The 23,399-nt window shown below is 48.0% G+C and carries 19 protein-coding genes; 14 read left to right on the top strand and 5 right to left on the bottom strand.

Features of this window, described 5'->3' with window-relative positions; all coding sequences use genetic code 11:
* The first annotated feature begins 64 nt into the window (after nucleotides 1–64).
* The 5 genes from JKP77_RS02460 (at nucleotide 65) to JKP77_RS02440 (ending at nucleotide 9,112) form a co-directional block, all read left to right on the top strand.
* Complete coding sequence (locus JKP77_RS02460) at nucleotides 65–931, top strand: CvfB family protein (protein ID WP_218309619.1); 867 nt, start codon at nucleotides 65–67, stop codon at nucleotides 929–931.
* A gap of 9 nt (nucleotides 932–940) precedes the next feature.
* Nucleotides 941–1,339 (top strand): OsmC family protein, encoded by a 399-nt coding sequence (locus tag JKP77_RS02455; protein WP_218309618.1) that lies wholly within the window; start codon nucleotides 941–943, stop codon nucleotides 1,337–1,339.
* Between the two features lie 304 nt (nucleotides 1,340–1,643).
* On the top strand, nucleotides 1,644–2,729 hold the full coding sequence (locus JKP77_RS02450) for an efflux RND transporter periplasmic adaptor subunit (protein WP_218309617.1): 1,086 nt from the start codon (nucleotides 1,644–1,646) through the stop codon (nucleotides 2,727–2,729).
* A gap of 34 nt (nucleotides 2,730–2,763) precedes the next feature.
* Entirely contained in the window at nucleotides 2,764–6,054 is a 3,291-nt protein-coding gene (locus JKP77_RS02445; protein WP_218309616.1) for an efflux RND transporter permease subunit, read from the top strand.
* Nucleotides 6,047–9,112, top strand: coding sequence for an efflux RND transporter permease subunit (locus JKP77_RS02440; RefSeq protein ID WP_218309615.1), 3,066 nt, complete (start codon nucleotides 6,047–6,049; stop codon nucleotides 9,110–9,112). Before JKP77_RS02445 ends, JKP77_RS02440 begins: the two co-directional genes overlap by 8 nt.
* Before the next feature lie 92 nt (nucleotides 9,113–9,204).
* Here the strand turns inward: JKP77_RS02440 and JKP77_RS02435 are convergent, their stop codons facing one another.
* From JKP77_RS02435 to JKP77_RS02425, 3 genes are all read right to left on the bottom strand, one after another.
* Nucleotides 9,205–9,531 carry a DUF3718 domain-containing protein gene (locus JKP77_RS02435; RefSeq protein ID WP_218309614.1) on the bottom strand — a complete coding sequence of 109 codons (327 nt, stop codon included), beginning with the start codon at nucleotides 9,529–9,531 and terminating at the stop codon, nucleotides 9,205–9,207.
* Between the two features lie 357 nt (nucleotides 9,532–9,888).
* Nucleotides 9,889–10,683: a DUF2189 domain-containing protein gene (locus JKP77_RS02430; protein ID WP_218309613.1), complete on the bottom strand. Its 795-nt coding sequence runs from the start codon at nucleotides 10,681–10,683 to the stop codon at nucleotides 9,889–9,891.
* A 286-nt stretch (nucleotides 10,684–10,969) separates the two neighbouring features.
* Nucleotides 10,970–11,500 carry a hypothetical protein gene (locus tag JKP77_RS02425; protein WP_218309612.1) on the bottom strand — a complete coding sequence of 177 codons (531 nt, stop codon included), beginning with the start codon at nucleotides 11,498–11,500 and terminating at the stop codon, nucleotides 10,970–10,972.
* A 252-nt stretch (nucleotides 11,501–11,752) separates the two neighbouring features.
* On the opposite strand from JKP77_RS02425, the gene JKP77_RS02420 reads away from it, so the two are divergent.
* From JKP77_RS02420 to JKP77_RS02400, 5 genes are all read left to right on the top strand, one after another.
* Complete coding sequence (locus tag JKP77_RS02420) at nucleotides 11,753–12,973, top strand: pyridoxal phosphate-dependent aminotransferase (RefSeq protein ID WP_218309611.1); 1,221 nt, start codon at nucleotides 11,753–11,755, stop codon at nucleotides 12,971–12,973.
* A 2-nt stretch (nucleotides 12,974–12,975) separates the two neighbouring features.
* Nucleotides 12,976–13,578, top strand: coding sequence for a 5'-deoxynucleotidase (gene yfbR, locus JKP77_RS02415; protein ID WP_218309610.1), 603 nt, complete (start codon nucleotides 12,976–12,978; stop codon nucleotides 13,576–13,578).
* Nucleotides 13,579–13,597: 19 nt separating this feature from the next.
* Complete coding sequence (locus JKP77_RS02410; RefSeq protein ID WP_420840026.1) at nucleotides 13,598–14,971, top strand: anti-phage deoxyguanosine triphosphatase; 1,374 nt, start codon at nucleotides 13,598–13,600, stop codon at nucleotides 14,969–14,971.
* A 154-nt stretch (nucleotides 14,972–15,125) separates the two neighbouring features.
* Nucleotides 15,126–16,127 carry a protein-methionine-sulfoxide reductase catalytic subunit MsrP gene (gene msrP / locus JKP77_RS02405; RefSeq protein ID WP_218309609.1) on the top strand — a complete coding sequence of 334 codons (1,002 nt, stop codon included), beginning with the start codon at nucleotides 15,126–15,128 and terminating at the stop codon, nucleotides 16,125–16,127.
* On the top strand, nucleotides 16,118–16,765 hold the full coding sequence (locus JKP77_RS02400) for a protein-methionine-sulfoxide reductase heme-binding subunit MsrQ (protein ID WP_338024829.1): 648 nt from the start codon (nucleotides 16,118–16,120) through the stop codon (nucleotides 16,763–16,765). The genes msrP and JKP77_RS02400 overlap by 10 nt, the downstream gene beginning before the upstream one ends.
* 493 nt (nucleotides 16,766–17,258) lie before the next feature.
* Here JKP77_RS02400 and JKP77_RS02395 read toward each other — a convergent pair whose 3' ends face one another.
* Nucleotides 17,259–18,443: a porin gene (locus JKP77_RS02395; protein ID WP_218309608.1), complete on the bottom strand. Its 1,185-nt coding sequence runs from the start codon at nucleotides 18,441–18,443 to the stop codon at nucleotides 17,259–17,261.
* Between the two features lie 280 nt (nucleotides 18,444–18,723).
* Here JKP77_RS02395 and JKP77_RS02390 point away from each other — a divergent pair, with 280 nt between their 5' ends.
* The 4 genes from JKP77_RS02390 to JKP77_RS02375 all read left to right on the top strand — a co-directional run bounded on the left by JKP77_RS02390 (nucleotide 18,724) and on the right by JKP77_RS02375 (nucleotide 22,655).
* The gene (locus tag JKP77_RS02390) at nucleotides 18,724–19,095 is read left to right on the top strand and encodes a deoxyguanosinetriphosphate triphosphohydrolase (RefSeq protein ID WP_218309607.1); all 372 of its coding nucleotides are present in this window, start codon (nucleotides 18,724–18,726) and stop codon (nucleotides 19,093–19,095) included.
* A 56-nt stretch (nucleotides 19,096–19,151) separates the two neighbouring features.
* A complete protein-coding gene (locus JKP77_RS02385) occupies nucleotides 19,152–19,616 on the top strand; it encodes a YchJ family protein (RefSeq protein WP_218309606.1) in 465 nt (154 codons plus the stop codon).
* 435 nt (nucleotides 19,617–20,051) lie between these two features.
* Nucleotides 20,052–21,893, top strand: coding sequence for a M2 family metallopeptidase (locus tag JKP77_RS02380; RefSeq protein WP_218309605.1), 1,842 nt, complete (start codon nucleotides 20,052–20,054; stop codon nucleotides 21,891–21,893).
* A 126-nt stretch (nucleotides 21,894–22,019) separates the two neighbouring features.
* Nucleotides 22,020–22,655 (top strand): SDR family oxidoreductase, encoded by a 636-nt coding sequence (locus JKP77_RS02375; protein ID WP_218309604.1) that lies wholly within the window; start codon nucleotides 22,020–22,022, stop codon nucleotides 22,653–22,655.
* Nucleotides 22,656–22,835: 180 nt separating this feature from the next.
* Here JKP77_RS02375 and JKP77_RS02370 read toward each other — a convergent pair whose 3' ends face one another.
* Nucleotides 22,836–23,393 (bottom strand): pyridoxamine 5'-phosphate oxidase family protein, encoded by a 558-nt coding sequence (locus JKP77_RS02370; RefSeq protein ID WP_218309603.1) that lies wholly within the window; start codon nucleotides 23,391–23,393, stop codon nucleotides 22,836–22,838.
* Nucleotides 23,394–23,399 lie beyond the last annotated feature (6 nt).

The following is a 23,399-nucleotide window of genomic DNA, read 5'->3' as shown; positions in this document are numbered from 1 at the left end:
ATGGTTTAGCTCTGTTCTCCATTTCGTTATCATGTTACCCGTTCTTTCCTAAAAATCATTCCTCATGTTACACGTTGGTAAAATAAACCGTCTTACAGTTATCGCCGAATTCCCTTTCGGATTTCAGCTTGCCACTCACAGTGATGCTGACGAAAGCGAACGGGCTACGCTTTCCCGGGACAATGCACCTGAAGGGTTAACCGAGGGTCAGGCACTCTCTGTATTTGTCTTTACGGACAATAGCGGTCAGATGATCGCTACGCCCGACACGCCGAAGATTCAACGTGACGAAACCCGCGTATTGCGGGCCGTTGGCGCAACACATTTCGGCGCCTTTTTTGACTGGGGTCTGGAAAATGACCTGCTGGTGCCCGCAAATCAGCAAAATACCCCCGTAAACGAAGGTATGAATTACGTAGTGCATGCCTTTGTCGATAAGGCGACAGGCAGACTCATCGGCTCTACCCGTTTACACCTGTTTTATCCCGAGCAGTCCGCGTATGCCAACCCCGGAGACAATGTGACCGCGCTGGTTTACGCCAAGACAGAACTTGGCTACAAAGTACTGGTAAACGAGCAATATCTGGGATTAATTTTCCATAGTGATGCACTCATCGCATTACAAATCGGGGAGTCTGTTCCGGCAGTGGTAAAACAGGTCCGCGAAGATGGCAAAATTGATATCACTATGCAGCGCCAGGATCAGGCAGGCCGGGATGCGCTTCAACAGGCAATCATCGATGATCTCATCGCTCACGGCGGACTTTCAACATTAACCGATAAAAGCCCACCCGATGCCATTTACAAGCACTTTACTGTTAGCAAAAATGCTTACAAAAAAGCGTTAGGCGCGCTATTTAAACAGCGTCAGATCATCATTGAAAAAGACGCAATCCGACTCAGCCCGTCTCACTCTGAACTGAAACAATAAGGACACATAATGAAAGCAACGGTTAACTGGGATGGCGGTTTAAGTTTTACCGGCACCACAGACAGTGGTTATCGCACCGTCATGGACGGCGATGGTAATGCCATATCGCCGATGGAGTCAGTATTGGTAGCTGCCGGGGCCTGCTCCAGTGTGGATGTGGTAGAGATCCTGAAAAAGGGCCGTTTTGCCCTTGCCGAATGCCGCTGCGAGCTGGATGCTACCCGCGCTGATGAGCCGCCTCGCGTGTTCACAAAACTGCATGCTCATTACGTGGTAAGTGGCGAAGGCTTGACAGAAAAAGCCGTAAGCCGCGCCGTGGACTTATCGGCAGAAAAATACTGTTCAGTCATGCTGATGCTGCAAGGTAAAGTCGACATTACCACCAGCTTTGAAATCATTGAACAGTAAATCGTCAGATTGACCACCATGGGGCGTGGTATGTCGCGCCCTCTTGTCTTCGTTTAACCTCATCAAGACCGTGTGTTTGCCTGCCACTTCCTTTTCCTCCTGTATGGCCAACCCCCTTCCTTATCAATAGTCATTATCGCTACCTTATAGTTAAAATCACTAATTAATACGTTAAGCGGTATTCACTGCCCGCTGGTGAAAATTGCTATCCAATTGAATTTAATGGCTTTTTTATTATTTCATAAAATGGCACAGTCGATGCTCTCTTGCACACAAGAACACATTTTTCGTGCAGGTACTTACCATGGATATAACAACAAAAATTTTTCGCCACTCTCTTCTTGCAGCAGGAATGCTCGGACTATCCGTTACTTTGACCGGCTGCGGCAATGCCGAGGCCACCGACGCCTCTGAACAACCCAAAGAAGAAGTGATAATCACCATTCCGGTTGAAACACAAGTTGTCTCAAGCGGTACTATCGCCTCTACTTACAATGCCACTGCTATTCTGGAAGCAAAAGAGGAAGCCTTCGTGGTTGCCCGCGCATCCGGAATTATTGAAGAAATCCTGGTAGAAGAAGGTGACTATGTCGAAAAAGGTCAGGTGCTGGCGCAACTTGATAAAAAGCGTTACGAGCTTAATCTTGCCAAAGCAAGAGCCGATCTGAGAGGCATTGAACAAGAGCTTGCAAAAATCAATGAGGTTTACAGTAAAAAACTGGTTAGTGAAGATGCATTTCAGAAGCTCACCGCGCAATATGAATCCGCAACCGCGTCTGTAAAACTGGCCGAGCTGGATTTAAAAGAAACCACCATCCTGGCGCCTATCAGTGGTTACATTGCAGAACGCAATGCCAAGGTAGGAAACCTTACTGAATCCTTCCAGCGTGAACGGATGTTCCATATTGTTCAGCAACGTGAACTACAGGGAATTGTTTATCTGCCGGAAAGCGAGCTGCCACAAATTCGAAAAGATCAAAAAGCGGCACTGACGGTTTCCGCACTGAATGATCGTGTAGTGACGGGGTTTGTCGAACGTATCAGTCCGGTCATTGATTCTGAAACCGGAACCTTCAAGGTGACATTACGTGTCCCGAATCATGACGAAATTCTGAAAGCGGGTATGTTCAGCGAAGTGTCACTGCATTACGCCACTCATGAAAACGCCACCCTTCTGCCACGTAAAGCGCTGGTCAGCATTGATAACAATGTAAGTGTATTTGTGGTCGATAATGGCGTCGCGAAAAAAGTCGATATCAGCACGGGATTTGAACAGGGAGACATGGTTGAAGTTCTCCATGGCCTCAACGGCAATGAAAATGTCGTGGTCACCGGGCACCAGAACCTGAAAGATGCCTCTCCCGTGGAAGTGGTGAACAGCCAGGCGTAAGTCTGGCCTTTACCCGCGCATAAGGATATTCACTATGAAACTTGTCGATATCGCCGTAAAGCGGCCGGTAGCCGTTGCCATGTTCACCTTTGCTGTATTGCTGTTTGGTATGGTGTCACTGGGCCGACTTTCCGTAAACCTGTTACCTGAACTGTCTTATCCCACACTGACTATCCGCACAGACTATACCGGCGCGGCCCCTGCTGAAGTCGAGCAACTGGTATCAAAGCCAATTGAAGAGGCCATTGGCGTGGTCAAGGGGGTCCGAACTGTGACTTCTACTTCCCGAGCAGGCCAGTCTGATGTGGTTTTGGAGTTCGCCTGGGGCACAGATATGGATTTCGCAAGCCTGGAGGTAAGAGAAAAGCTGGACGTGCTGCAGTTGCCACTGGACATTGAAAAGCCACGATTGCTGCGATTTAACCCCAGTCTGGATCCGATCATTAAAATGGGCGTTGGGTTCGCCGACTCGGCAACGCAGCAGGCCTCAATCGAACAGATGAAGCGCCTGCGCCTGTATGCAGAGGAACAAATTAAGCGCAACCTGGAATCAATCGAAGGTGTAGCCTCGGTAAAAATTGGCGGGGGACTGGAAAATGAGATCCAGGTGCTTATTGACCAGCAGCGCGCCAGCCAACTGAATATTACCCTGTCGTCCATTATCGACCGGCTCGAACGGGAGAACGTAAACACTGCCGGCGGTCGTGTGGAGGATGGCTCTCAGGCTTTTCTGGTAAGAACCCTGAATCAGTTTGATAACCTTGATCAAATACGAAATGTGTATATCGGCCGATTTGAAGGTCGCAATATCCAGCTTAAAGACGTTGCCACTGTGGCTAACACCTATAAAGAACGAGATGCAGTCACCCGTTTTGATGGTGTTGAAGGCGCAGAAATCGCGATATATAAAGAAGGTGATGCCAATGCCGTTGATGTCGCCGCCCGCGTTAAACAGGCATTGGATAATATTCGTAAAGAGATGCCTGACAACTATCAGCTTGCGCTGGTCTATGACCAGAGTACGTTTATCGAACAGGCCATTAACGACGTGAAGTCTGCGGCGCTTATCGGCGGCCTGTTGGCAATGCTGGTGTTGTATCTGTTTCTGCGTGACTTCTGGCCTACCCTTATTATCTCTGTCTCTATTCCGGTGTCTGTGATTGCCACCTTTAATCTGATGTACGGGAACGATATCAGCCTGAATATTATGAGCCTGGGCGGTATTGCGCTGGCGGTAGGCCTGTTGGTTGATAACAGTATTGTGGTGCTTGAGAACATCGACCGCCATCGTAAACGTCAGCTTGACAAAAGCGATCGCAAAACAGCAGCAGCCATAGGAACCAAGGAAGTATCCGGCGCGATTTTAGCATCGACACTCACCACAATGGCCGTGTTCATTCCCCTGGTGTTTGTTGACGGTATTGCCGGCCAGCTTTTCCGCGACCAGGCGCTAACCGTTTCTTTTGCCCTTGCTGCGTCGTTGATTGTCGCACTGACACTGATACCGACTTTAGCCAGCCGCCAGAAAAAAACGCAACAGGCGCACGCTGATGTGTTTGCTTCGCCAGAGAAAACGCAGCCCAAAACCTTGATTGGAAAAATATTTTATTGGGTGTCTTTCCCCTTTCGTCTGATATTGCGCATAGTCTTTGTGTACCTTCCTGCTGCACTTATGACGTTAGTCATTGGCGCCTGGCACATTATTTCCAAGGCTCTGCACTGGCTGTTTAAACCACTGGCATGGTGCTTCGCCGTTATGTTCAGCGGTATTGAAAAAGCCTACGACAAGTTACTTAGCCTGGCTCTGGCTGCACGTGTCGCGGTGCTTACCATCGCCGTAGTCGTCACAGGTCTTTCTGTTTTACTACTGCCACGCCTTGGCATGGAGCTGATCCCAAGCATGTCACAAGGGGAATTTTCTGTTGAGGTATCACTGCCCGCCGGCGCCAGAATTGATCAAACAGATCGTTTACTTTCGCAGCTCGCCGGCGTCGCTCAACAGCAGGATGGCGTAGCTCGCACCTACTCTCTGGCTGGCACGGGGTCTCTTGTCAGCGCAGCGCCCAGCCAGGGTGGCGATCACTGGGGAAGACTGAATGTGGTAATGCAGCCTGCGTCCGATGAGGCAGCATTACATCAGGCCCGCGAAGCACTTCGCGATTACTTATCGCGACAGGCCGGTGTTCAAAGCCAGTTTGGCGAGCCAGAGCTTTTCAGCTTCGATGCGCCTATTCAGATAGAAATTCAGGGCTACGATTTAAGCCAGCTTATGGCAACAAGTCAGCGTCTGACGGATTCACTACAAGCCGAAGACAGATTCGCGGATGTCACCAGCACACTGCGTAGCGGCAATCCGGAACTGAAAATCGCATTTAACCATGCAAAACTTGCGCGCCTTGGCCTGGAGGCCCCAACGGTATCAGAACTCATCGCCGCGAAAATTGGCGGTAAAGTGGCAACGCAATACAGCATGGAAGATCGCAAAGTGGATGTGCTGGTTCGGACACGTGATGCCCAACGCGACAACATCAATGATATCAGAGAAATCATCGTGAACCCGGGTAGTGAACGCCCCATCCCACTGGCCGCGGTTGCTGATGTGTATATGAGTGTTGGTCCGAGTGAAATCACGCGGGTTGGCCAGCAACGGGTGGCGCTGATTGAAGCCAATCTGACTTATGGCGACCTCGCCCAGGGTGTTGCCGCGGCTCAACGCATCATAGACGATACCAGCATGCCACTGAGTCTGCGTGCTGAAATTGCAGGCCAAAGTGAAGATATGCAGCAAAGCTTCCAGTCGTTGCAGCTGGCGCTGGCGCTGGCCGTATTTTTGGTTTACCTGGTAATGGCGTCTCAGTTTGAATCGCTGCTTCATCCCCTGTTGATTTTATTTGCGGTGCCGCTGGCAGGCGCAGGCTCGATTTACGGTTTGTGGCTTACCGGTACCCATTTAAGTGTTGTCGTCTTTATCGGGCTGATAATGCTGGCAGGGATCGTGGTTAATAATGCGATCGTGCTGGTGGACCGTATCAATCAACTGCGTGCTCAGGGCATGGAAAAAGAGGAAGCCATCATCGCTGCCGGGAAAACACGTCTGCGCCCTATTATTATGACCACGCTGACCACCATTCTGGGCTTATTGCCAATGGCGATAGGATTTGGCGAAGGAGCTGAAGTCAGAACGCCAATGGCCGTTACCGTCATATTCGGGCTGCTGTTTTCGACCCTTCTGACGCTCATCCTGCTGCCGGTACTCTATAGTCTGTTCGACACGAAGAAGTTCGACGCTGTCGATGCGAGCGACAAGGAGAAGGTTTATGGATAAGATCGCCAACGCCGGCGCCGGGCTTGCCCGGTTTGCCATGAACCGTCCAGTCACCGTCTGTATGGTATTTCTCTCTATGCTGCTGTTTGGCATCGTTGCCGGACGGCTGCTGCCGCTGGAAAAATTTCCGGGGATCGATATTCCGCAAATGGTGATTGAAATTCCCTACCGCGATGCCACGCCTTCAGAAGTAGAGAGAATGATTACCCGTCCCGTCGAAGAAGCGGTAGCCACGATGTCAGGCATCAAGCGCTTGCGCGCAAGCTCCTTCGAGGACAAAGCAGAAATTTTTGTAGAATTCGCCTGGGATGAAAACGTAAAGGCCAAAAGTATCGAAGCACGAGAAAAAATTGACGCTATCCGACACTTGCTGCCTGATGATGTTGAACGCGTGATGGTGTACAAATTCAACACGAACGACATGCCCATTTTCCAGCTTAGGGTCTCCAGTGACAGAGACTTGTCCAGTGCCTATGACCTGCTGGACAGAAACCTGAAGCGTCCTCTTGAGCGTGTTCCGGGGGTATCCAAAGTTGAGCTTTACGGCGTGCTGAAGAAGCAAATCAGTATTCGTCTGAAACCGGAAAAAATAGCAGCACTACGAATTGATACTGACCGCCTTGGCACAACGCTTCAACAAGCCAATTTCTCAATGACTGCCGGGCACATATACGCCATGGACCAGAAAGTTCTGGTGAATCCTATGGGTGAATTTACCGACATGGATGATATCCGCAATCTGTGGATAAGAGACGGCGTGCGGCTGTCTGACATAGCGGATATAGCCTATGAGATCCCGAAGCGTAATGAAGGCCGACATCTTGATCGTACTTTCGCGGTTGGATTTAATATCTTTCGTGAATCAGGGAGTAATTTGGTTGAGGTCTCAGAGCGCGTAATGGCCGTTATAGAGAAAGCCAAGACTGACCCGGCCTTCAACGGCATCAATCTATTCGTGATGGACGATACCGCCAAAAGTGTGACCTCATCTTTAGGGGACCTGATTTCAGCCGGCTTACTTGGTGCTGTCTTATCTGTAGTCGTATTGTTTCTTTTTTTACGTCAGCTATCCACCACCTTAATCGTGGTGTTGTCAGTCCCCTTCTCTATCTGCATTACGTTAGGGTTGATGTATCTGATGGGGTATTCACTGAATATTTTGTCGCTGATGGGGCTGATGCTGGCGATCGGGATGCTGGTAGACAATGCTGTCGTCATTACAGAAAGCATCTTCCAGGAGCGCAGTGAAGATGACAACGCCGTTCGGGCTACTCAGCGCGGTGTAGGCAAAGTCAGTCTGGCAGTTATTGCCGGTACCGCCACCACGGCCATTGTCTTTCTTCCCAACATTGTTGGCGTAAAGATTGATTTAACCGTTTTTCTGGAACACGTTGCCATCGCCATCTGTATCTCCCTGTTTGCGTCGCTGTTGATTGCACAAACGCTCATTCCCTTACTGGCGGCGCGTATTAAAGTACCTCAGCAAAAAGTGGCAAAGCAGCCTGGATACATTGCGCGGTATGGCCGGATCCTGCACTGGACCATGCGTAATCAGGGTAAAACAGCCATAATTGCTGTACTGATATTGCTAAGTACAGCTATCCCTATGGGGGTTGTCACGGGCGATGACGAGGGTAATGATAATCAGGAGCGGATTTGGCTCAACTATCATATTGTGCAAAATTACTCGCTCGAAGAAGTCGAAGGCACAGTGAATAAAATGGAAGCGTTTCTGTATGACAACCAGGAAGCATTTCATATAAAACAGGTCTACACGTATTTTCAGGCTGGCCATGCGGTATCCGGTATTACCCTTAATGACGACTTACCAGTAAGCGTCAGCGAGATTAAAGAAAAAATTCGTGAAGCCATGCCAACGTTTGTCAGAGCGCGGCCCTCTTTTCAGTGGGATTCTGGCAATGGCGGTGGCGTCAGGTTGACGTTACTGGGCGAGTCCTCCGACCGTCTGTTACAGCTCTCCAAGCAAATTGTGCCGGTGTTGTCCGGTATCGAAGGCCTGGAAGATGTAAAAGCAGATACCGGGTCTAAACGTGACGAGTTGCAAATACGCATCGATCGTGAAAAAGCCCATCGTTTGGGTCTGAATGTCAGCGACGTCGCGGCGCTGGTCGCCACTGCGCTGCGTGGTAACAACCTTCGTACCTTTCGTTATGGTGATGCCGGAGAAGTGGGCGTCAGACTGATGTACGGGCAGGATGTGCAGTCTTCTTTGTATGCCCTTAAAAATATCAACATCACTCACCTTCAGGGCCAAAGCATCACGCTGGATATGGTGTCAGATATCACTGTTGCCCAGCAGCTTTCACAAATCGACCGTCATTATCGTCAGACCGCCTTATCTATTGGCGCTAATCTGGCGGATGATCTAACCGTCGAGCAGGCACGCGAGCGCATCGAATCAGCAATGAGCTACATCGCCTTGCCCAGTGGCTATAGCTGGACGCTGGATGGCAGCTTCCGTCGCCAGGATGAGGCTAACGCGGTGATGCAAATGAATATGTTGCTGGCTATCTGCATGATTTACGTTGTGATGGCGGCATTATTCGAATCATTGCTGCTACCCACGGCAGTGATTACCTCATTACTCTTCTCTTTCACAGGGGTGTTCTGGGCGTTCATGCTGACGGGCACGTCAATGTCAGTCATGGGCATGATTGGTATGCTAATTCTGATGGGGATAGTGGTGAACAATGGTATTGTTCTGGTAGACAGAATCAATCAATTGATTGAGCAGGGAGAAAGTCTGTTTGATGCCGTCGCTGATGGTTGTCAGTCACGGATCCGACCTATTTTAATGACAGTGGCGACTACCGTACTTGGTCTCTTACCTCTGGCATTTGGTAGTACAAGAATAGGTGGCGATGGCCCTCCCTATTCCCCCATGGCCATCGCCATTATCGGAGGACTGATATTCTCAACGCTCACCAGTCTCTTCCTGGTGCCGCTGGCTTACGTGCTGCTGCTGAAGCTTCGTTTCCATACCCAACGTCTTATGGCTGAAAGTCGTGCTCGGGTATCCCGTTGGGTAAGGATATGATCCGAGCATAACTCGCCAACAATAGCCATCATGACGGGTGCTCCGATAATTATGCCAAAGTCGGCGCACCCGTTTGCTTAGCCAGTACACAATTAGCTGCGCGACGTCAGATATTCATATACCGCATTCGCGTCACGCTTCATGGAAAAGTCGATAAGCGTTTCGCCATTGCAAGTCAAACCATCTTCTGCGGTAACCATACGCAATACTTCACGTTGACTGGCACCAATACGACCTACGTTGCGAGACAAATTAGCGCGCAATACTTTGATGTCGTCCATAACGATAGCTTTGCAGAATCCAGAGAACTGCGTATCACCGACAAAACGCACGTCTTTTTGCGGAGCCGCTGCTACTGCGCTTCCTGAAGCCGCAACCATACCCAATACCATTGCAAGTGCTTTTACAGTTTTCATCATTTAATCCTCATGTTTTGGCAAACTCTGTATCGCCAGGCTTTGCTGCCCTGGCGCTATTAAGTTATGCCTCATCTGAAAATAAATTACTGTTGGAATATTGTTGTAAGCGGGTAAATGGGCGGTAAAACAGAATGTTACGGAAGCTTTAACAAGTTAAACCATTGATAAAAATAGATATTTCACCAACGCATATAACATAAGGGAATATAAACCCTCAAATAGAAACAAAATAAGTCTAATACTAAAGTCTAAATATCGCTAAAAATGTAACTTTGTTACTGAAAGTTTTACAGAAATAAGGCGCTTTTTGGCAAAACTGCAGCAAAAAGCACCTCTTTTATGTAATAAAATTACAGCTTATTCGTAATTCCTTGGCTTTTTCGTCTCGATTGCGTCGATGTAAGCATGCCAGGACGCATACGCAATGAGAGGCATCAGGAAGATAAAGCCGATGAAGCCGGTAACAAAGCCAATGGCGACTGCACTGAAGATAATAGCGCCCCAAATCAGCATGGGAACCTTATTCAGCCAGACTGCATTTACGCTGGTAAGTACCGCGGTTGCCAGATCGACTTTTCTTTCCATTAGTATGGGCTGGGTGAAAGCGGTAATAAACAGCATCACTAATGTAAAGACTGCACCTACAGCGGTGCCAAGGATCAGGAACGGCATCAGACTTTCCAGCGTCTCATCAAGATAAGGCGGATACAGCGCATGGATCAACGACGCCACACGAAGCCAGAAAATCATCATCACCATCAGCAGGATGCCAAAGCCCCACTCATTGACTGCGTTGCGGCGCATAGCGCGAAGCGAGTGTCTTAATGAAGGTTTATGCCCTTTTTCCAACTCCCAGCTTACATCGTAGAGACCAGCTGCCAGAAACGGTCCAATCAACATAAATACGACGATGGCAGGCATTATCACCAGATGCCAGCCCGTCATTGCGACAAGGTAAGTTATCAGCCATGGAATTAAGGCGAACATAATGCCATAAAAAGCAGTAAGCCCGGGTGTCTTTAACATGTCGCGTAAGCCAAGCGATAACCATTTAATGGGATCACCCACATCAAGCTCTTTACAGGGAATGACCCTGGCAATTCCACTTTCTGTAATCGCGTTTTGTGGTGTTTCTTTGAAATGCTGTGACATAGCTTCCCCTCAGAAGTCTGATTGTTCAAGCGTATCCGCCCAGCGCTATAGATGCGCTTTTAACGGAGTACTACTAATTACGATAGGACTATCGGGCCAGGTTCACAAATTTTTAACATAAATTAATTTAATAAATCTCTTCTGTCACTGCAAAACACAGAAGAAAGAAATACCTCAGGCAAGTACGCATGGTCACTTGGGGAGATTATTGGACAGTAATGAGTAACGGGAGCTTATCCCACGATGTCAGAGAGTTTTTGCTTCTAACTGGCGCCTTCGCGCCAGCCTATCTGCGCGATGGGTGTACAGGTTGCCAGTGAACCGGGGTTTGAAACTGCGCTTTAAGTGCAGCATTAAGCTCTGCAAAACGCGTAATGCGGCGGGAATGTCCGCTAACGCACTCGTACACAAAGCGGTGGCAGTTGTTAGACACCAAATCGTACTCTGAATAGGTGTACAGTCTTTCTAAGGCATTGCTGACAGCATCTGGTGCGACTAACGGGGTCAGTGCATCATCACAGGCGACAAAAATACGGTTACCGGAACGGTCAGCGAGAAATCGTGAGGGAGAAATCCCGCGGATAAGGCCATTTCCCCTTAATTCAACAATATTACCGTCCAGCCAGATCCCCGTGTGCTGAAACAATTCATAAATACCGCAACACACGACAGATCCATCTACCGGAGTAACTTCGCTCTGGTGCTCACCGGGAAAATGTCGAATGTGACCATCCGATTTTTGTTTTTCCCTGGCAATTTGTGAACCCGCGTAAGCGGCAGCAATACCGGCACCAAGCCATAATAGAGGTAAAGGCATAGATTATTCCCGGCACAACATCAGATTGTGCGTAAAAACAGGTCTCAATGGTATTTAAACTGATTTTCGGATTACAGGCCAATGACAAACTGTATATAAATGTGTCAGGAAACAACGCTGCATACCCATTTTTTCCCGTGAGAAGTGGCAGCCGATATTAGACAAAAAAACATGGTAATAAGCAAAATTAGGGTTAGCCAGCACCGATGCTTTGCGATACTCTGATGAGTATGTAAATCAACCAGATAGACCATGAAAACCGTAGCACGCTCACACAAACTGGACAATGTCTGCTATGACATCAGAGGCCCCATTGCCGCCCAGGCAAAGAAAATGGAAGATGAAGGTCATCGCATCCTGAAACTGAATATTGGTAACCCTGCTCCGTTTGGCTTCGAAGCACCGGACGACATACTGAAAGATGTGATCCACAACCTGCCCACTTCTCAGGGTTATTCAGACTCTACTGGTATTTATGCCGCGCGCGTAGCGGTTATGCAGTATTATCAGCAAATGAATATCAAACACATCCGTGTTGACGATGTTTACATTGGTAATGGCGTGAGTGAAATGATTATGATGGCGATGCAGGCCCTGCTTAATCATGGTGATGAAGTGTTGCTACCAAGCCCCGACTACCCGCTGTGGACAGCGGCGGTTAGCCTATCCTCTGGCTCGCCGGTGCATTATCGGTGTGACGAACAGGCCGGATGGTTTCCTGATATCGACGACATCAAAAGCAAAATTACCAGCAAAACCCGCGCGATCGTACTGATAAACCCAAATAATCCTACCGGCGCGGTGTATGACAAAGCGCTTTTAGAAGAGGTAGTTAAGGTTGCCCGCGAGCATGGCCTGGTAATTTTCAGCGACGAAATTTACGACAAGATTCTCTATGATGGCGCCAAACATACCTGCATCGCCTCGCTGACTGATGAGGTGTTTTGCGTTACCTTGGGCGGCTTATCTAAAAACTACCGTGTTGCCGGTTTTCGTGCAGGATGGCTGGTAGTCAGCGGCAATAAACGCGTGGCCAGAGACTATATTGAAGGGCTGAATATTCTCTCTTCTATGCGCATGTGCGCAAATGTGCCTTGTCAAAGTGCGATACAGACTGCTCTGGGCGGGTATCAAAGCATCAACGATCTGATAAGCGACAACGGTCGGTTGAAACTCCAGCGTGATCTTGCCAGCGACATGCTGAACAGCATCGATGGTATAAGCTGCGTGAAACCTAACGGGGCTATGTACTGCTTTGCAAAGGTAGACGAGAAAAAATTCAATATTCACAATGACGAGCAAATGATCCTCGACCTGCTGAGTGCTGAGAAGATCCTGCTTGTACATGGTCGGGCATTTAATTTACATGACGGCGTGTATTTCCGGCTGGTATTTTTACCGCACTGCGATGTGCTCTCCCCTGCGTTGACCCGGATCGGACGATTTTTCAACCACTATACGCAAGGAGCATAGCGTTGTCGGATAAAAGCCACTTCTTCGCCCATTTATCGCGAATGAAGCTAATCAACCGTTGGCCACTTATGCACAACATCCGTACGGAGAACGTACAGGAGCACAGCCTGCAGGTGGCTATGGTTGCGCATGCTCTTGCTCTGATTAAAAACCGGTTTTTCGGCGGTACGCTGAATCCTGAACGTATTGCTACCATTGCCATGTTTCACGATGTATCAGAGGTACTGACCGGCGATTTGCCTACCCCAGTGAAATATTTCAATCCGGCGATTAAAGACGAATACAAAAAAATTGAACGCATTGCTGAGCAACAGCTTGTTGACATGGCGCCAGAGGCATTTCGGGACGATTATGCTGCGTTGATTGATAGTCAGCTGCATTCCGAAGAAGAGGCTTTTATTGTAAAAGCCGCAGATGTTTTGTGTGCGTATCTGAAAACGCTGGAGGAACTGGCGGCGGGTAATCAGGAGTTTAAGCTTGCAAAAAAGCGGCTGGACACCATTTTAAAAGCATATCATTCCGATGAGGTGGACTATTTTATCACCCGCTACGTGCCAAGTTTTTCACTGAGTCTGGATGAAATAACGCAAGACGAGCCAAACTAAACGGTCAAAGGAGCGAAGTTTGAGTCAGCACGAATCGAATGTTTCACATGCCCTGACGTCATCCTGGGAATCACAATGGTTCGAGCGGCGTTTACCACGGGTACAAAGTCGTGATGGCGACCATCGCTCGCCCTATCAACGCGATAAGGCCAGAGTGCTGCACTCTGCCGCTTTTCGCCGTTTACAGGCAAAAACCCAGGTGCTGGGTGTCGGTTTAAGTGACTTTTACCGTACCCGTCTAACGCATTCACTGGAAGCTGCGCAAATCGGGACGGGAATTAATGCCCAGCTCTCCGGTAAGTACCCCGAACTGGCCAGGTTGCTTTGCATGGATGACAGCCTTATTGAAACGCTTTGCCTCGCACACGATATTGGTCATCCTCCTTTCGGACACGGTGGAGAAGTCGCGCTGCACTATATGATGCATCAGCACGGCGGGTTTGAAGGGAACGGACAGACATTTCGCATCATTACAAAACTTGAGCCTTATACTGCCGATCACGGCATGAACCTTAGCCGCCGAAGCGTGCTGGGGCTAATAAAGTATCCCAACTTTATCGATACGCTAAGCCAGAATATTGCCTACCCATCACGCTCCACGACGCTCAGACAGGTAAAAGCCAGTGAGTGGCATCCGCCGAAAGGCCTGTTTCGTTGCGACGAGAACCTTTTTGAATGGCTGCTGACACCGCTTTCGCAAGATGATCGTGAACGTTTTATGTCGTTCACCGCACAACCAGGGCTGGCGGGGAAAACACAATTTAAGTCTTTTGATTGCTCAATCATGGAACTGGCAGATGATATCGCTTATGGCATTCATGATCTGGAAGACAGTATTGTCATGGGCATGGTCAATTCCGCCGATTTTATTTCAGATGTTGCTGAGCCTCTTATTGCACTCGATATTCCGGGAATATCCGAAAAAGCACTCCCGCTGGCAGAGAAACTGTTCAGTGAACATCATCACGAACGCAAAAACGCCATCGGTGCACTGGTAAATGCATTTATTACCGCAATCGAAATTCAGCAGGTGGAAGGGTTCACCCATCCCCTGCTTGCCTATAATGCCAGATTGTCAGAGGCGCACTCGCAGGCGCTGAGTTTATTCAAAGGGTTTGTATTTAAAAAGGTCATCCGGCGACCTGATGTACAGATGCTTGAATATAAGGGACAGTTGGTGGTTATGGAATTATTCGAAGCCTTCAGCTCAGATCCAGAGCGCCTGTTACCAGAAAACACGCAGACACGATGGCTGGCGGCGCAGGAGAATAATAATGGCATGCGGGTCATTGCGGATTATATCTCGGGAATGACGGACGAATTTGCCGCACGACTTTATGGCACGCTGTTCGTACCTAAGCGCGGCACCACACAGGACACCATGTCCTTTTAAACACAAGATTACTGCTTCGGTGATGTACTCTCAGCGCCACTACCGTCTCCCTATGATGCAGCTTTCCCTGTTTATTAAATCTGTGAAAGGTTACTGCACTTCCCCGGGTCTTATCACGTAGAAGCGAATAAGCCCGATTAATCAGGAGTGCGATATGGCCAAACCTTTCAAGCCTTCGGTCGCGTTGACCGACAATGATGTTACTGACGAAACAGTCTATCGACAGCGCCGCCAACTGCTAAAATCAATGGGTTTTATTGGCGCATCGGCATTGTTGTCATCATCGGCCAAAGCAGACTGGTTCTGGGAAGACGACGATAAAAAGGCGCAGGTACTGAAACCGCTTTCGTTTTCACAAAGTCCCGGGCTAAGCACCACGGAAAAGCAAACACCTTTCAAAAAAGCGTCGACTTACAATAACTTCTACGAATTTGGCATGGACAAAGGCGATCCGGCGGACCATGCCGGAGAACTCGTTACCGATCCATGGACACTAAAAATTGATGGCTTGGTGGAAAAGCCCCTGACGCTGGATGCAGACGCGCTCACATCAATGTTTCCTCTCGAAGAAAGAATATACCGTTTACGCTGCGTAGAGGCCTGGTCAATGGTGATCCCGTGGATTGGTTTTGAACTTGCCAGCTTGCTAAAAAAAGCCAAACCGCTATCTTCCGCGCGTTATGTGGCATTTCAGACACTTTATGATCCCAGCCAGATGCCAGGCCAGAAAAATCGCTTTGTTGGCGGCGGTATCGATTATCCCTATGTTGAGGGGTTAAGAATAGATGAGGCAATGCACCCGCTGACACTGATGACCGTAGGAATGTATGGAAAAACGCTGCCCACACAAAACGGGGCTCCAATAAGGTTGGTCACACCATGGAAGTATGGGTTTAAAAGCATCAAGTCGATTGTACGCATATCATTAACGGACAAACAGCCTCCCACTACCTGGAACCGGCTTGCGCCCAATGAGTACGGCTTTTACGCCAACGTGAACCCAGCTGTCGCTCATCCGCGATGGAGCCAGGCATCTGAGCGTCGAATCACTACCGGTGGATTATTATCCCAAGACAGGATCCCTACTCAGCCGTTCAATGGTTATGAAGAAGTAGCGTCACTTTATACAGGAATGGATCTTCGTAAGTGGTATTAACACGTCGTCTGTTAAAAAAGCCGGTACCGCTTTCGGGAAAACAAATCATCGCTGCAAAGACGTTGATTCACCTGGCTATATGGCTTCACATCGCTACGTTATTTTATCTGGGTGTCACCGACAACCTCGGGGCTGATCCGGTAAAAGCGCTGTTACATACAACCGGCACATGGGCGGTAAACCTGTTACTGGTGACTTTACTGGTCTCTCCTTTGGCAAAATGGATCCCCTTCCCCGCTCTGGTGCGCTTCAGACGTCTGTTGGGCATATACAGCTTTGTTTATGCCTGCGTTCACTTTCTGACCTATTGTGCCTTTGAAATTCAGTTCGACTGGTCGTTAATCATTAGTGAAATTGCCAAAAGGCCTTACATCACCGTCGGCTTTTCTGCGCTGATTCTGTTGTTACTGCTCACCGCGACTTCACCGAACCGGATCCGCCGTCGCCTCGGACCTCGTTGGCAATCTTTGCATAACAGTATTTACCTTATCGGGATACTTGCCTTGCTTCATTTCACCTGGTCACAGAAAACACTGTTTGGCGACTCCCTTTTCTACTGGGGCATACTCTTTATTCTGTTGCTAATAAGAAGAGACAAGTTGATTAAACTGGCAAGGCCAGCCAGGAAGCTCCCCTGACGGTTAACACCCATTTGTTACAGCTTTATGACACTTTTTTGAAATAATACTGGACATCTCTTCAGGATTTTTCTATTCTGAATAGGCGAAAATAGATAAGGAGGCTTCAATGTTAAAATCGCTAATGAAATTTTTCAAACGCAAGCATCCGTACACCGTGGCTTTTTACATTGGTAGAAAAAACACGCAACGTATTTTCGATTGTAAGATTAAGAAGAAATCTGAGTTACTGTCTAACTGATTGATAACGTAAGACCGGTAACGTCACGTACGCAGACACCTGCAAAGTGGTGGTACAGCGATGAGGTTGGCTTTAAGCCTTTTCCTGAAATTCGTCTTTTCCCATCTCGCTGACGTGAATCTGGTGTATAACTCTCCACTGGCGACAGTGTGATTTGAGTAGCATCAGAGCCTATTCTGTCTTTACACTACGTGTGTACACAGATGCAAAAAATAGTAAGAGGCCCGGTTCCCCGGGCCTCTTTTATATCTGCTAAAAGCTCACATCCCATTGTACCCGATAACGCCATTCATCCAGGTTTTCTGATTGATCACCTGAATATTCAAACCGGGTAGCATCGACTGTAACTTTATTCTTATGTCCGCTAATAAACCAGTTGAATGCCAGTGCTTTTTCTTTTTGCGTAATGGCGTTTGTCTCAGCAGGATCATAACTGGCATATCGTGCTGCAACTTCTAACGGCTTAGGCCATGACGGTATTAACTGGTGCAAAAAGTATCCACCCTGGACGTAATAACCCGTTAATGTCCGCTCCAGCCCTCCGTTCAACAAGTCTTTGACCGTTTTTTCGTGATACTCGGCCTGAGCGCTGACTCCTTTGTAAAGGAATGCGGCATCCACATTGTATTGCTCAATATCAAATTGCCCTTCTTCCCCCTCATCAAAACCAACTAATGAGCCACCGCCCGAAGATGAGAAGCGGGTATACTTGCTTCGATTTACAGCAGATGCAAAGCCGATGCTGGCAATGGGTGTTTCGGTAATATTTATATCGCTGGCAACGAACGGCATTTCCTGTCCGAGAAAATTCCATTGCACACGACCAAAGTAGAGCGGATGACTATCGTCGTCGGCGCTGTTTCCACGGCCTGTTCCGGTTCCTACGCCTGCCCAGTAGTTAAAATTAATCCATCCGCCCTGATCAATATGTCCATAAACAGATGCTGCCTGATGACGGTCAATCGTAAAATGACGATTAATAATGGAACGGTCCAGCATTTGCTGACCGCCGCTACTAATACTTCTCTCTCTGGAATACTCAAGCTTCCACTGACCTATTTTAAATTTCAGCCAGTCATATTTCTCTACCCTGAAGCGGTAATCGAGCAAATAGTTATTTTTCAGATCGTATTCCATGGAAAACCGCAGCCACGGCTGGCTTACATTTCCCTTAATTTTGAGTCGGGCCCGATTGGTACCAAACTCGGTTCCCTCTTCAATGAGATAATCGTCGGGAACTAATGGCTGTGAATCATCGGGGGTCGCATAACGAAACTGAAAACGCGCATGGACATTCACCTTGTAACGTTCATCAGATGTGCTGAAAGTGATACCCGGCTTGGCGTATGTCACATTCACATTATCTGAAGAAAAGGCGGAACCGGTAAAACCACTACAGAGTAGCGTTATAAACGTAGTGTAAAATCTGGAACCCATAATGTACCAATAGTGATGCTCGCAAACTGTGCGAAGTCTATCTTCTTGTCATATTTTTGCAATAAAAGCGTAATAAAAATGTCATTTGCCAAAGTAAGACCTTAAGCCTTTATCAGGAAACGACGATTTTTCTCGTGTTCTCTGCCTTGCAGTCTGGGCTTCATGGCACCCCCTTTGTGAACAATCAGACAAAACACATTGTATAAAAAAAACACTTGCATGTTTATTTATACAGTACTACTGTATATACGAACACTGTATAAACACACAAGGCTTTCACATGACACATTCACACCAAATGATTCAGGTTGATAACGTAGTGCAACTACCACTGCCTTTCGAGGGATATCCGGGTACAGGCGAAAACAATAAAGGTTGGTCTTATTTGCTTGCAGAGTCTGTGGCATTTAAAAAGGACGTGATGCACGGCATAAGAATACAAAAGCCAAATCAAGAGAAGGTGCCAGGCTGGATCCAGCGAATCATTGAATCTGGTCAGTGCAACACAATCTATGTAGAAAATTTGTCTCTTAACGAGGCAGAGAAGTCCCGTATTCAGTCTTTGTGTCAGAAATACAGTGTGTCGGTAGTGAACCTTACGATAGCGGCATCACAGCACGAGCAGCAAAATGTTGTGATTGGGCCGTGGTAAACAGCCCGATGAGCCGGTAAAATTCAGTCAACATTCATTAAACCAAGCTCGTTGAGATGCGCTGTTATTGTTGTTCTGAAGATACGTTTTCTGTTTGCTGTGAGCCTGTTATTAAAGGAAAGCAACCTGCACAGACTCCTGAGAAGCTAATGCGTTCGCGCTACAGTGCATATTGTATTGGAGATTACGGGTATATTCTGGATACCTACGACAGTGAAACCAAAACAACATTGACTGTGGACGCACTTGCCGAGCACGCAAGTGAAAACAAGTGGTTTGCGTTGCAGATAGTGCCACAACAGAAGCATGATTGCGTCGAGTTCAAAGCCTATTATTTCTATCAAAGGCGTCCCCATATGCTGCATGAAACGTCTCGTTTCTTAAAGGAATCCGGGCGCTGGGTGTACACCTCTGGAGACCTTCACAGTGATTTCGGTAAAATTGCTATTGGTCGTAACGATGCCTGCCCTTGCCAGAGTGGCAAAAAGTTTAAACAGTGCTGCCTGAACAAAGCCGCTTAAGCGGCCTTTCTGCTCTGTTTTTCAGCTATTCCTCTTCATTTTGCTCTGCTTTTTATCCGGGGATCACTCCGCTTAATAAGGATATCAGGTGCGAAATTGTCTCTGCTGTGTATTATAGATGCGCTACGCTATTTAACGAACAAAGCCAGCAGGTCTTCGTGACCAGTTGCAAATAACCAAAATAATACAGAGGCATTTTCAAAGCGTTATGCGTCGTCAGGTTCACAAAAACATGGTGTGCCCGGCAGCAATATCCTAAACGGATATGAAAACAGTCTGATCTGGCATGCCAATTTTCATTTTGGTGTTAGCTCAGACACAGCGCTTTGTATGCAAGGTCAGGTCTGCACAACACTAAACGTTGATGTTAGCCGTCAGCTGAAGAAAAAGAATGTCTCTTTTATTTCATAAGAATAGCTTTCCAAGGAACTGTCTATGTTTAAAATAAAAACCACACTCGTTGCTGCTATGGTCGGTCTTTCTTTGTCCGGCTGTAGTCAGCCTGAACAAAATACTTCACAGTCGTCGTCAACGTCTGCAGAAGCGTCATCGCTAACAGCTGCCGACGCGAAAGCCTTTTTAGAGCAGGCGCAAAATGACATCGCAAAAATTCAATTGCCGGCAGCACATGCTCAATGGAGCTACGCCACCAACATAAATGTTGATACCGCTGCGGTGAGTGCCTATCTGGGTGAACAGTTATCCACAAAGGTGGCGCAACTGGCAAAAGAAGCCGCAAAGTTTAATAACGTTGAGGTAGATGCAGACACGCGTCGAAAGCTTGACCTCCTTCGAAATGGCCTGACATTGCCTCCCCCTTCCGATCCTGAAAAATCGGAGCGTTTAGCCAAAATCGGTTCAGATTTAGATGGCATGTATGGTGCCGGCGAGTATTGTCGTGACGACAATACGTGTTTCAGTCTGGTAGAGATGAGTTCTCAAATGGCATCATCCCGTGACTATGATCTTCTGCTTGAGTTCTGGAAAGGCTGGCGTGAGGTAGCTGTACCCATGAAGCCGCTGTATGAAGAGCAGGTAGCACTGGCGAATGAGGGAGCGGAAGAACTTGGCTTTGCGAATGTCAGTGAACTGTGGCGCGGTAAGTACGATATGCCAGCGGATGACTTTCCACAAGAGCTCGATCGCCTTTGGGGTCAGGTTGAACCCTTCTACGAAGCTTTACATTGCCATGTGCGCGCCAAGCTGGGTGAACATTACGGTACAGATAACGTGCCGCAAAACAAACCAATTCCTGCACATCTGCTCGGAAATATGTGGGCGCAAACATGGGGCAATGTGTACGATCTGGTTAAGCCAGAACAGGAAATGGTGGTACCAGACGTAACCGGTGCACTAAAAGCCCAAGGGTATGATGAGATTAAGATGGTGAAGCAAGCTGAGTCATTTTTCTCTTCACTCGGATTTGAGAAACTGCCTGAGACATTCTGGGAGCGGTCACAGTTTCAGAAACCTGAGGGCCGTGACGTACAGTGCCATGCGTCTGCATGGGATCTTGATGATAAAGACGATCTGCGGATCAAAATGTGTATTCAAATTACCGGTGAAGAATTTAACGTTATTCACCATGAGCTGGGACACAACTATTATCAGCGCGCTTATAAAGATCAGCCCCTGCTTTATCGCGGTTCAGCCAACGATGGATTCCACGAAGCCATTGGCGATACCATCGCATTATCCATTACGCCTAAATACCTCAAGCAAATTGGTCTGATCGATACTATCCCGGATGCGTCTAACGATATTGGTATGCTGATGCAGGTGGCACTGGATAAAATTGCATTTATCCCATTCGGCCTGATGGTTGACCAATGGCGCTGGAAAGTACTGTCCGGTGAGGTTACACCTGAAAATTACAATCAGGTCTGGTGGGAGCTTCGTGAAAAATATCAGGGAGTTATGGCTCCGGTTCCCCGCCCCGCCGATGCGTTTGACCCGGGTGCAAAATATCACGTTCCTGCTAACGTGCCTTACACCCGCTATTTCCTGGCGCACATTCTTCAGTTCCAGTTTCACCAGGCGCTGTGTGATATCGCTGGTGATGAAGGCCCATTGAATCGCTGTTCAATCTACGGCAGCGAGGAAGCAGGCAAAGCGCTTAACGACATGCTTGAAATGGGCATGAGTGAGCCATGGCAAAACGCACTGGAGAAGATCACAGGCAGTCCTGAAATGGACGCCAGCACAATCCAGGCTTATTTTGCCCCCTTAAAAGAGTGGCTCGACGAGCAAAACCAGGGCAGACAGTGCGGCTGGTAGTCGTCAGATAACACGAAGCCGGGCATTGCCCGGCTTTTTTATGCTTATTTATTCTGTTTGTTCCTGATCTTTTGTCTACCACAATGTGAATCAATAACTATTACAAGTTACATTCAGGGAGTAAAAATGAAATCTGTATTGGTTATTGGCGCTAGTGGACAAATCGGCAAAATGATAACTCAGAAGCTTCTCGATAAGGATTATCGTGTCAGGGCTATGGTGCGGGACGCCAATAAGCTAGGCGGCATGAATCACCCTAATCTGGATATCTTTGAAAAAGATCTGGAGTCTGATTTTTTTCAGGCCTTTCAGGGTATGGATAGTGTCATATTTACCGCAGGATCAGGCGGCAGCACAGGGCCTGATAAAACGTTGTTAATTGATTTGTGGGCAGCAAGAAATTCAGTGGAATACGCGGTACGTGCAAAGCTTAAACACTTCATTATGGTGAGTGCTGTTGGAGCTGGCGATCCTGATGAAATTGACAGTGATATCAAACCCTACCTGGTGGCCAAGCATATGGCTGATGAACATCTGATAAATGCGGGTATCCGGCATACGGTCCTGCGTCCCGGGTCGTTGACAGATGAAGCTGCTACCGGGAAAGTGACAGCTAAGCGCCCCGACTCAAGAGACGCTATGAAAATTACGCGCGAGGATGTTGCGGATATGGTTGTACTGGCCACGGCGAAAGAGGACGATACCAACAGAGTGTTTGAACTCTTTGAAGGCAATCAGTCGCCTGAAGAGCTGCTGAAATAACATTACTCAGCAACAGGTGGCGCGCTACATTCAATACAGCGCCACCTTCCTTTACCGATAAGGTATCTTACTTACTGTTATGAAAGCGGCTCTTTATACAGATTAGACAATTTTCCCCTCTTCACTGTACACCCGGTAATGGGTACTATCAGCCTGTCAGGACGCTGCAGCCGGGCGTTTTTAAGGTATTACTGACGTTGTTAGCCACTCACCATTGGCACCAATGGCGTGCTTTTCCCGTAACTGAGGGTTACCCCGTAAGTTGAGGTAATCCACTGCCTTTACTGTCAGGCTTAACAAACAAAAATGTGCGGGCACGTTGCTGAAGTCGCCATCAACTACCAAAGGTAAGGTAGGATCGCGAACAGTGTCAGGTTCGCCCCACAAAAACTGCTTTTTGCCAGCATCAGACAGCTTCTGCCAATGTGAAGCGACCCGCTTGGCATCGTCGCTGGAAGTAATAATATCTGCGGTGGCAGTGAAGCGATACTGTTCCCGCGTTTTGGCGAAATACCAGCATACCTGCACATCTGGCTGTTGTGACATTTCCAGATACTTACTCGTGCGGGTATCCGAGATAACTTCAAGCGCATGGTCGTCGGTCATGCCGCGAAATACCACTGTCCGACACTGTGGTAGCCCGTTGGCATCACATGTTGCCAGCTGAAAATAACGACTTTCCGGTGTATTGCGAGTCTGGTGAAGACTTTTGGTTAGCTGCTGACGCCACAATGTCATGATTTC

The sequence above is a fragment of the Alteromonas antoniana genome, from assembly GCF_019249295.1.
Taxonomy (GTDB): domain Bacteria; phylum Pseudomonadota; class Gammaproteobacteria; order Enterobacterales; family Alteromonadaceae; genus Alteromonas; species Alteromonas antoniana.
Note: the sequence above shows the minus strand (reverse complement) of the source record. Positions and strands in the feature narration are given on the sequence as shown.

Coding starts and splice junctions, on each gene's coding strand:
- JKP77_RS02395 (WP_218309608.1), bottom strand. CDS start 18,443: ATGGGTTCCAGATTTTACACTACGTTTATAACGCTACTCTGTAGTGGT.
- JKP77_RS02420 (WP_218309611.1), top strand. CDS start 11,753: ATGAAAACCGTAGCACGCTCACACAAACTGGACAATGTCTGCTATGAC.
- JKP77_RS02390 (WP_218309607.1), top strand. CDS start 18,724: ATGACACATTCACACCAAATGATTCAGGTTGATAACGTAGTGCAACTA.
- JKP77_RS02380 (WP_218309605.1), top strand. CDS start 20,052: ATGTTTAAAATAAAAACCACACTCGTTGCTGCTATGGTCGGTCTTTCT.
- msrP (WP_218309609.1), top strand. CDS start 15,126: ATGGCCAAACCTTTCAAGCCTTCGGTCGCGTTGACCGACAATGATGTT.
- JKP77_RS02370 (WP_218309603.1), bottom strand. CDS start 23,393: ATGACATTGTGGCGTCAGCAGCTAACCAAAAGTCTTCACCAGACTCGC.
- JKP77_RS02460 (WP_218309619.1), top strand. CDS start 65: ATGTTACACGTTGGTAAAATAAACCGTCTTACAGTTATCGCCGAATTC.
- JKP77_RS02425 (WP_218309612.1), bottom strand. CDS start 11,500: ATGCCTTTACCTCTATTATGGCTTGGTGCCGGTATTGCTGCCGCTTAC.
- JKP77_RS02430 (WP_218309613.1), bottom strand. CDS start 10,683: ATGTCACAGCATTTCAAAGAAACACCACAAAACGCGATTACAGAAAGT.
- JKP77_RS02445 (WP_218309616.1), top strand. CDS start 2,764: ATGAAACTTGTCGATATCGCCGTAAAGCGGCCGGTAGCCGTTGCCATG.
- JKP77_RS02440 (WP_218309615.1), top strand. CDS start 6,047: ATGGATAAGATCGCCAACGCCGGCGCCGGGCTTGCCCGGTTTGCCATG.
- JKP77_RS02435 (WP_218309614.1), bottom strand. CDS start 9,531: ATGATGAAAACTGTAAAAGCACTTGCAATGGTATTGGGTATGGTTGCG.
- JKP77_RS02385 (WP_218309606.1), top strand. CDS start 19,152: ATGCGCTGTTATTGTTGTTCTGAAGATACGTTTTCTGTTTGCTGTGAG.
- JKP77_RS02450 (WP_218309617.1), top strand. CDS start 1,644: ATGGATATAACAACAAAAATTTTTCGCCACTCTCTTCTTGCAGCAGGA.
- JKP77_RS02455 (WP_218309618.1), top strand. CDS start 941: ATGAAAGCAACGGTTAACTGGGATGGCGGTTTAAGTTTTACCGGCACC.
- JKP77_RS02375 (WP_218309604.1), top strand. CDS start 22,020: ATGAAATCTGTATTGGTTATTGGCGCTAGTGGACAAATCGGCAAAATG.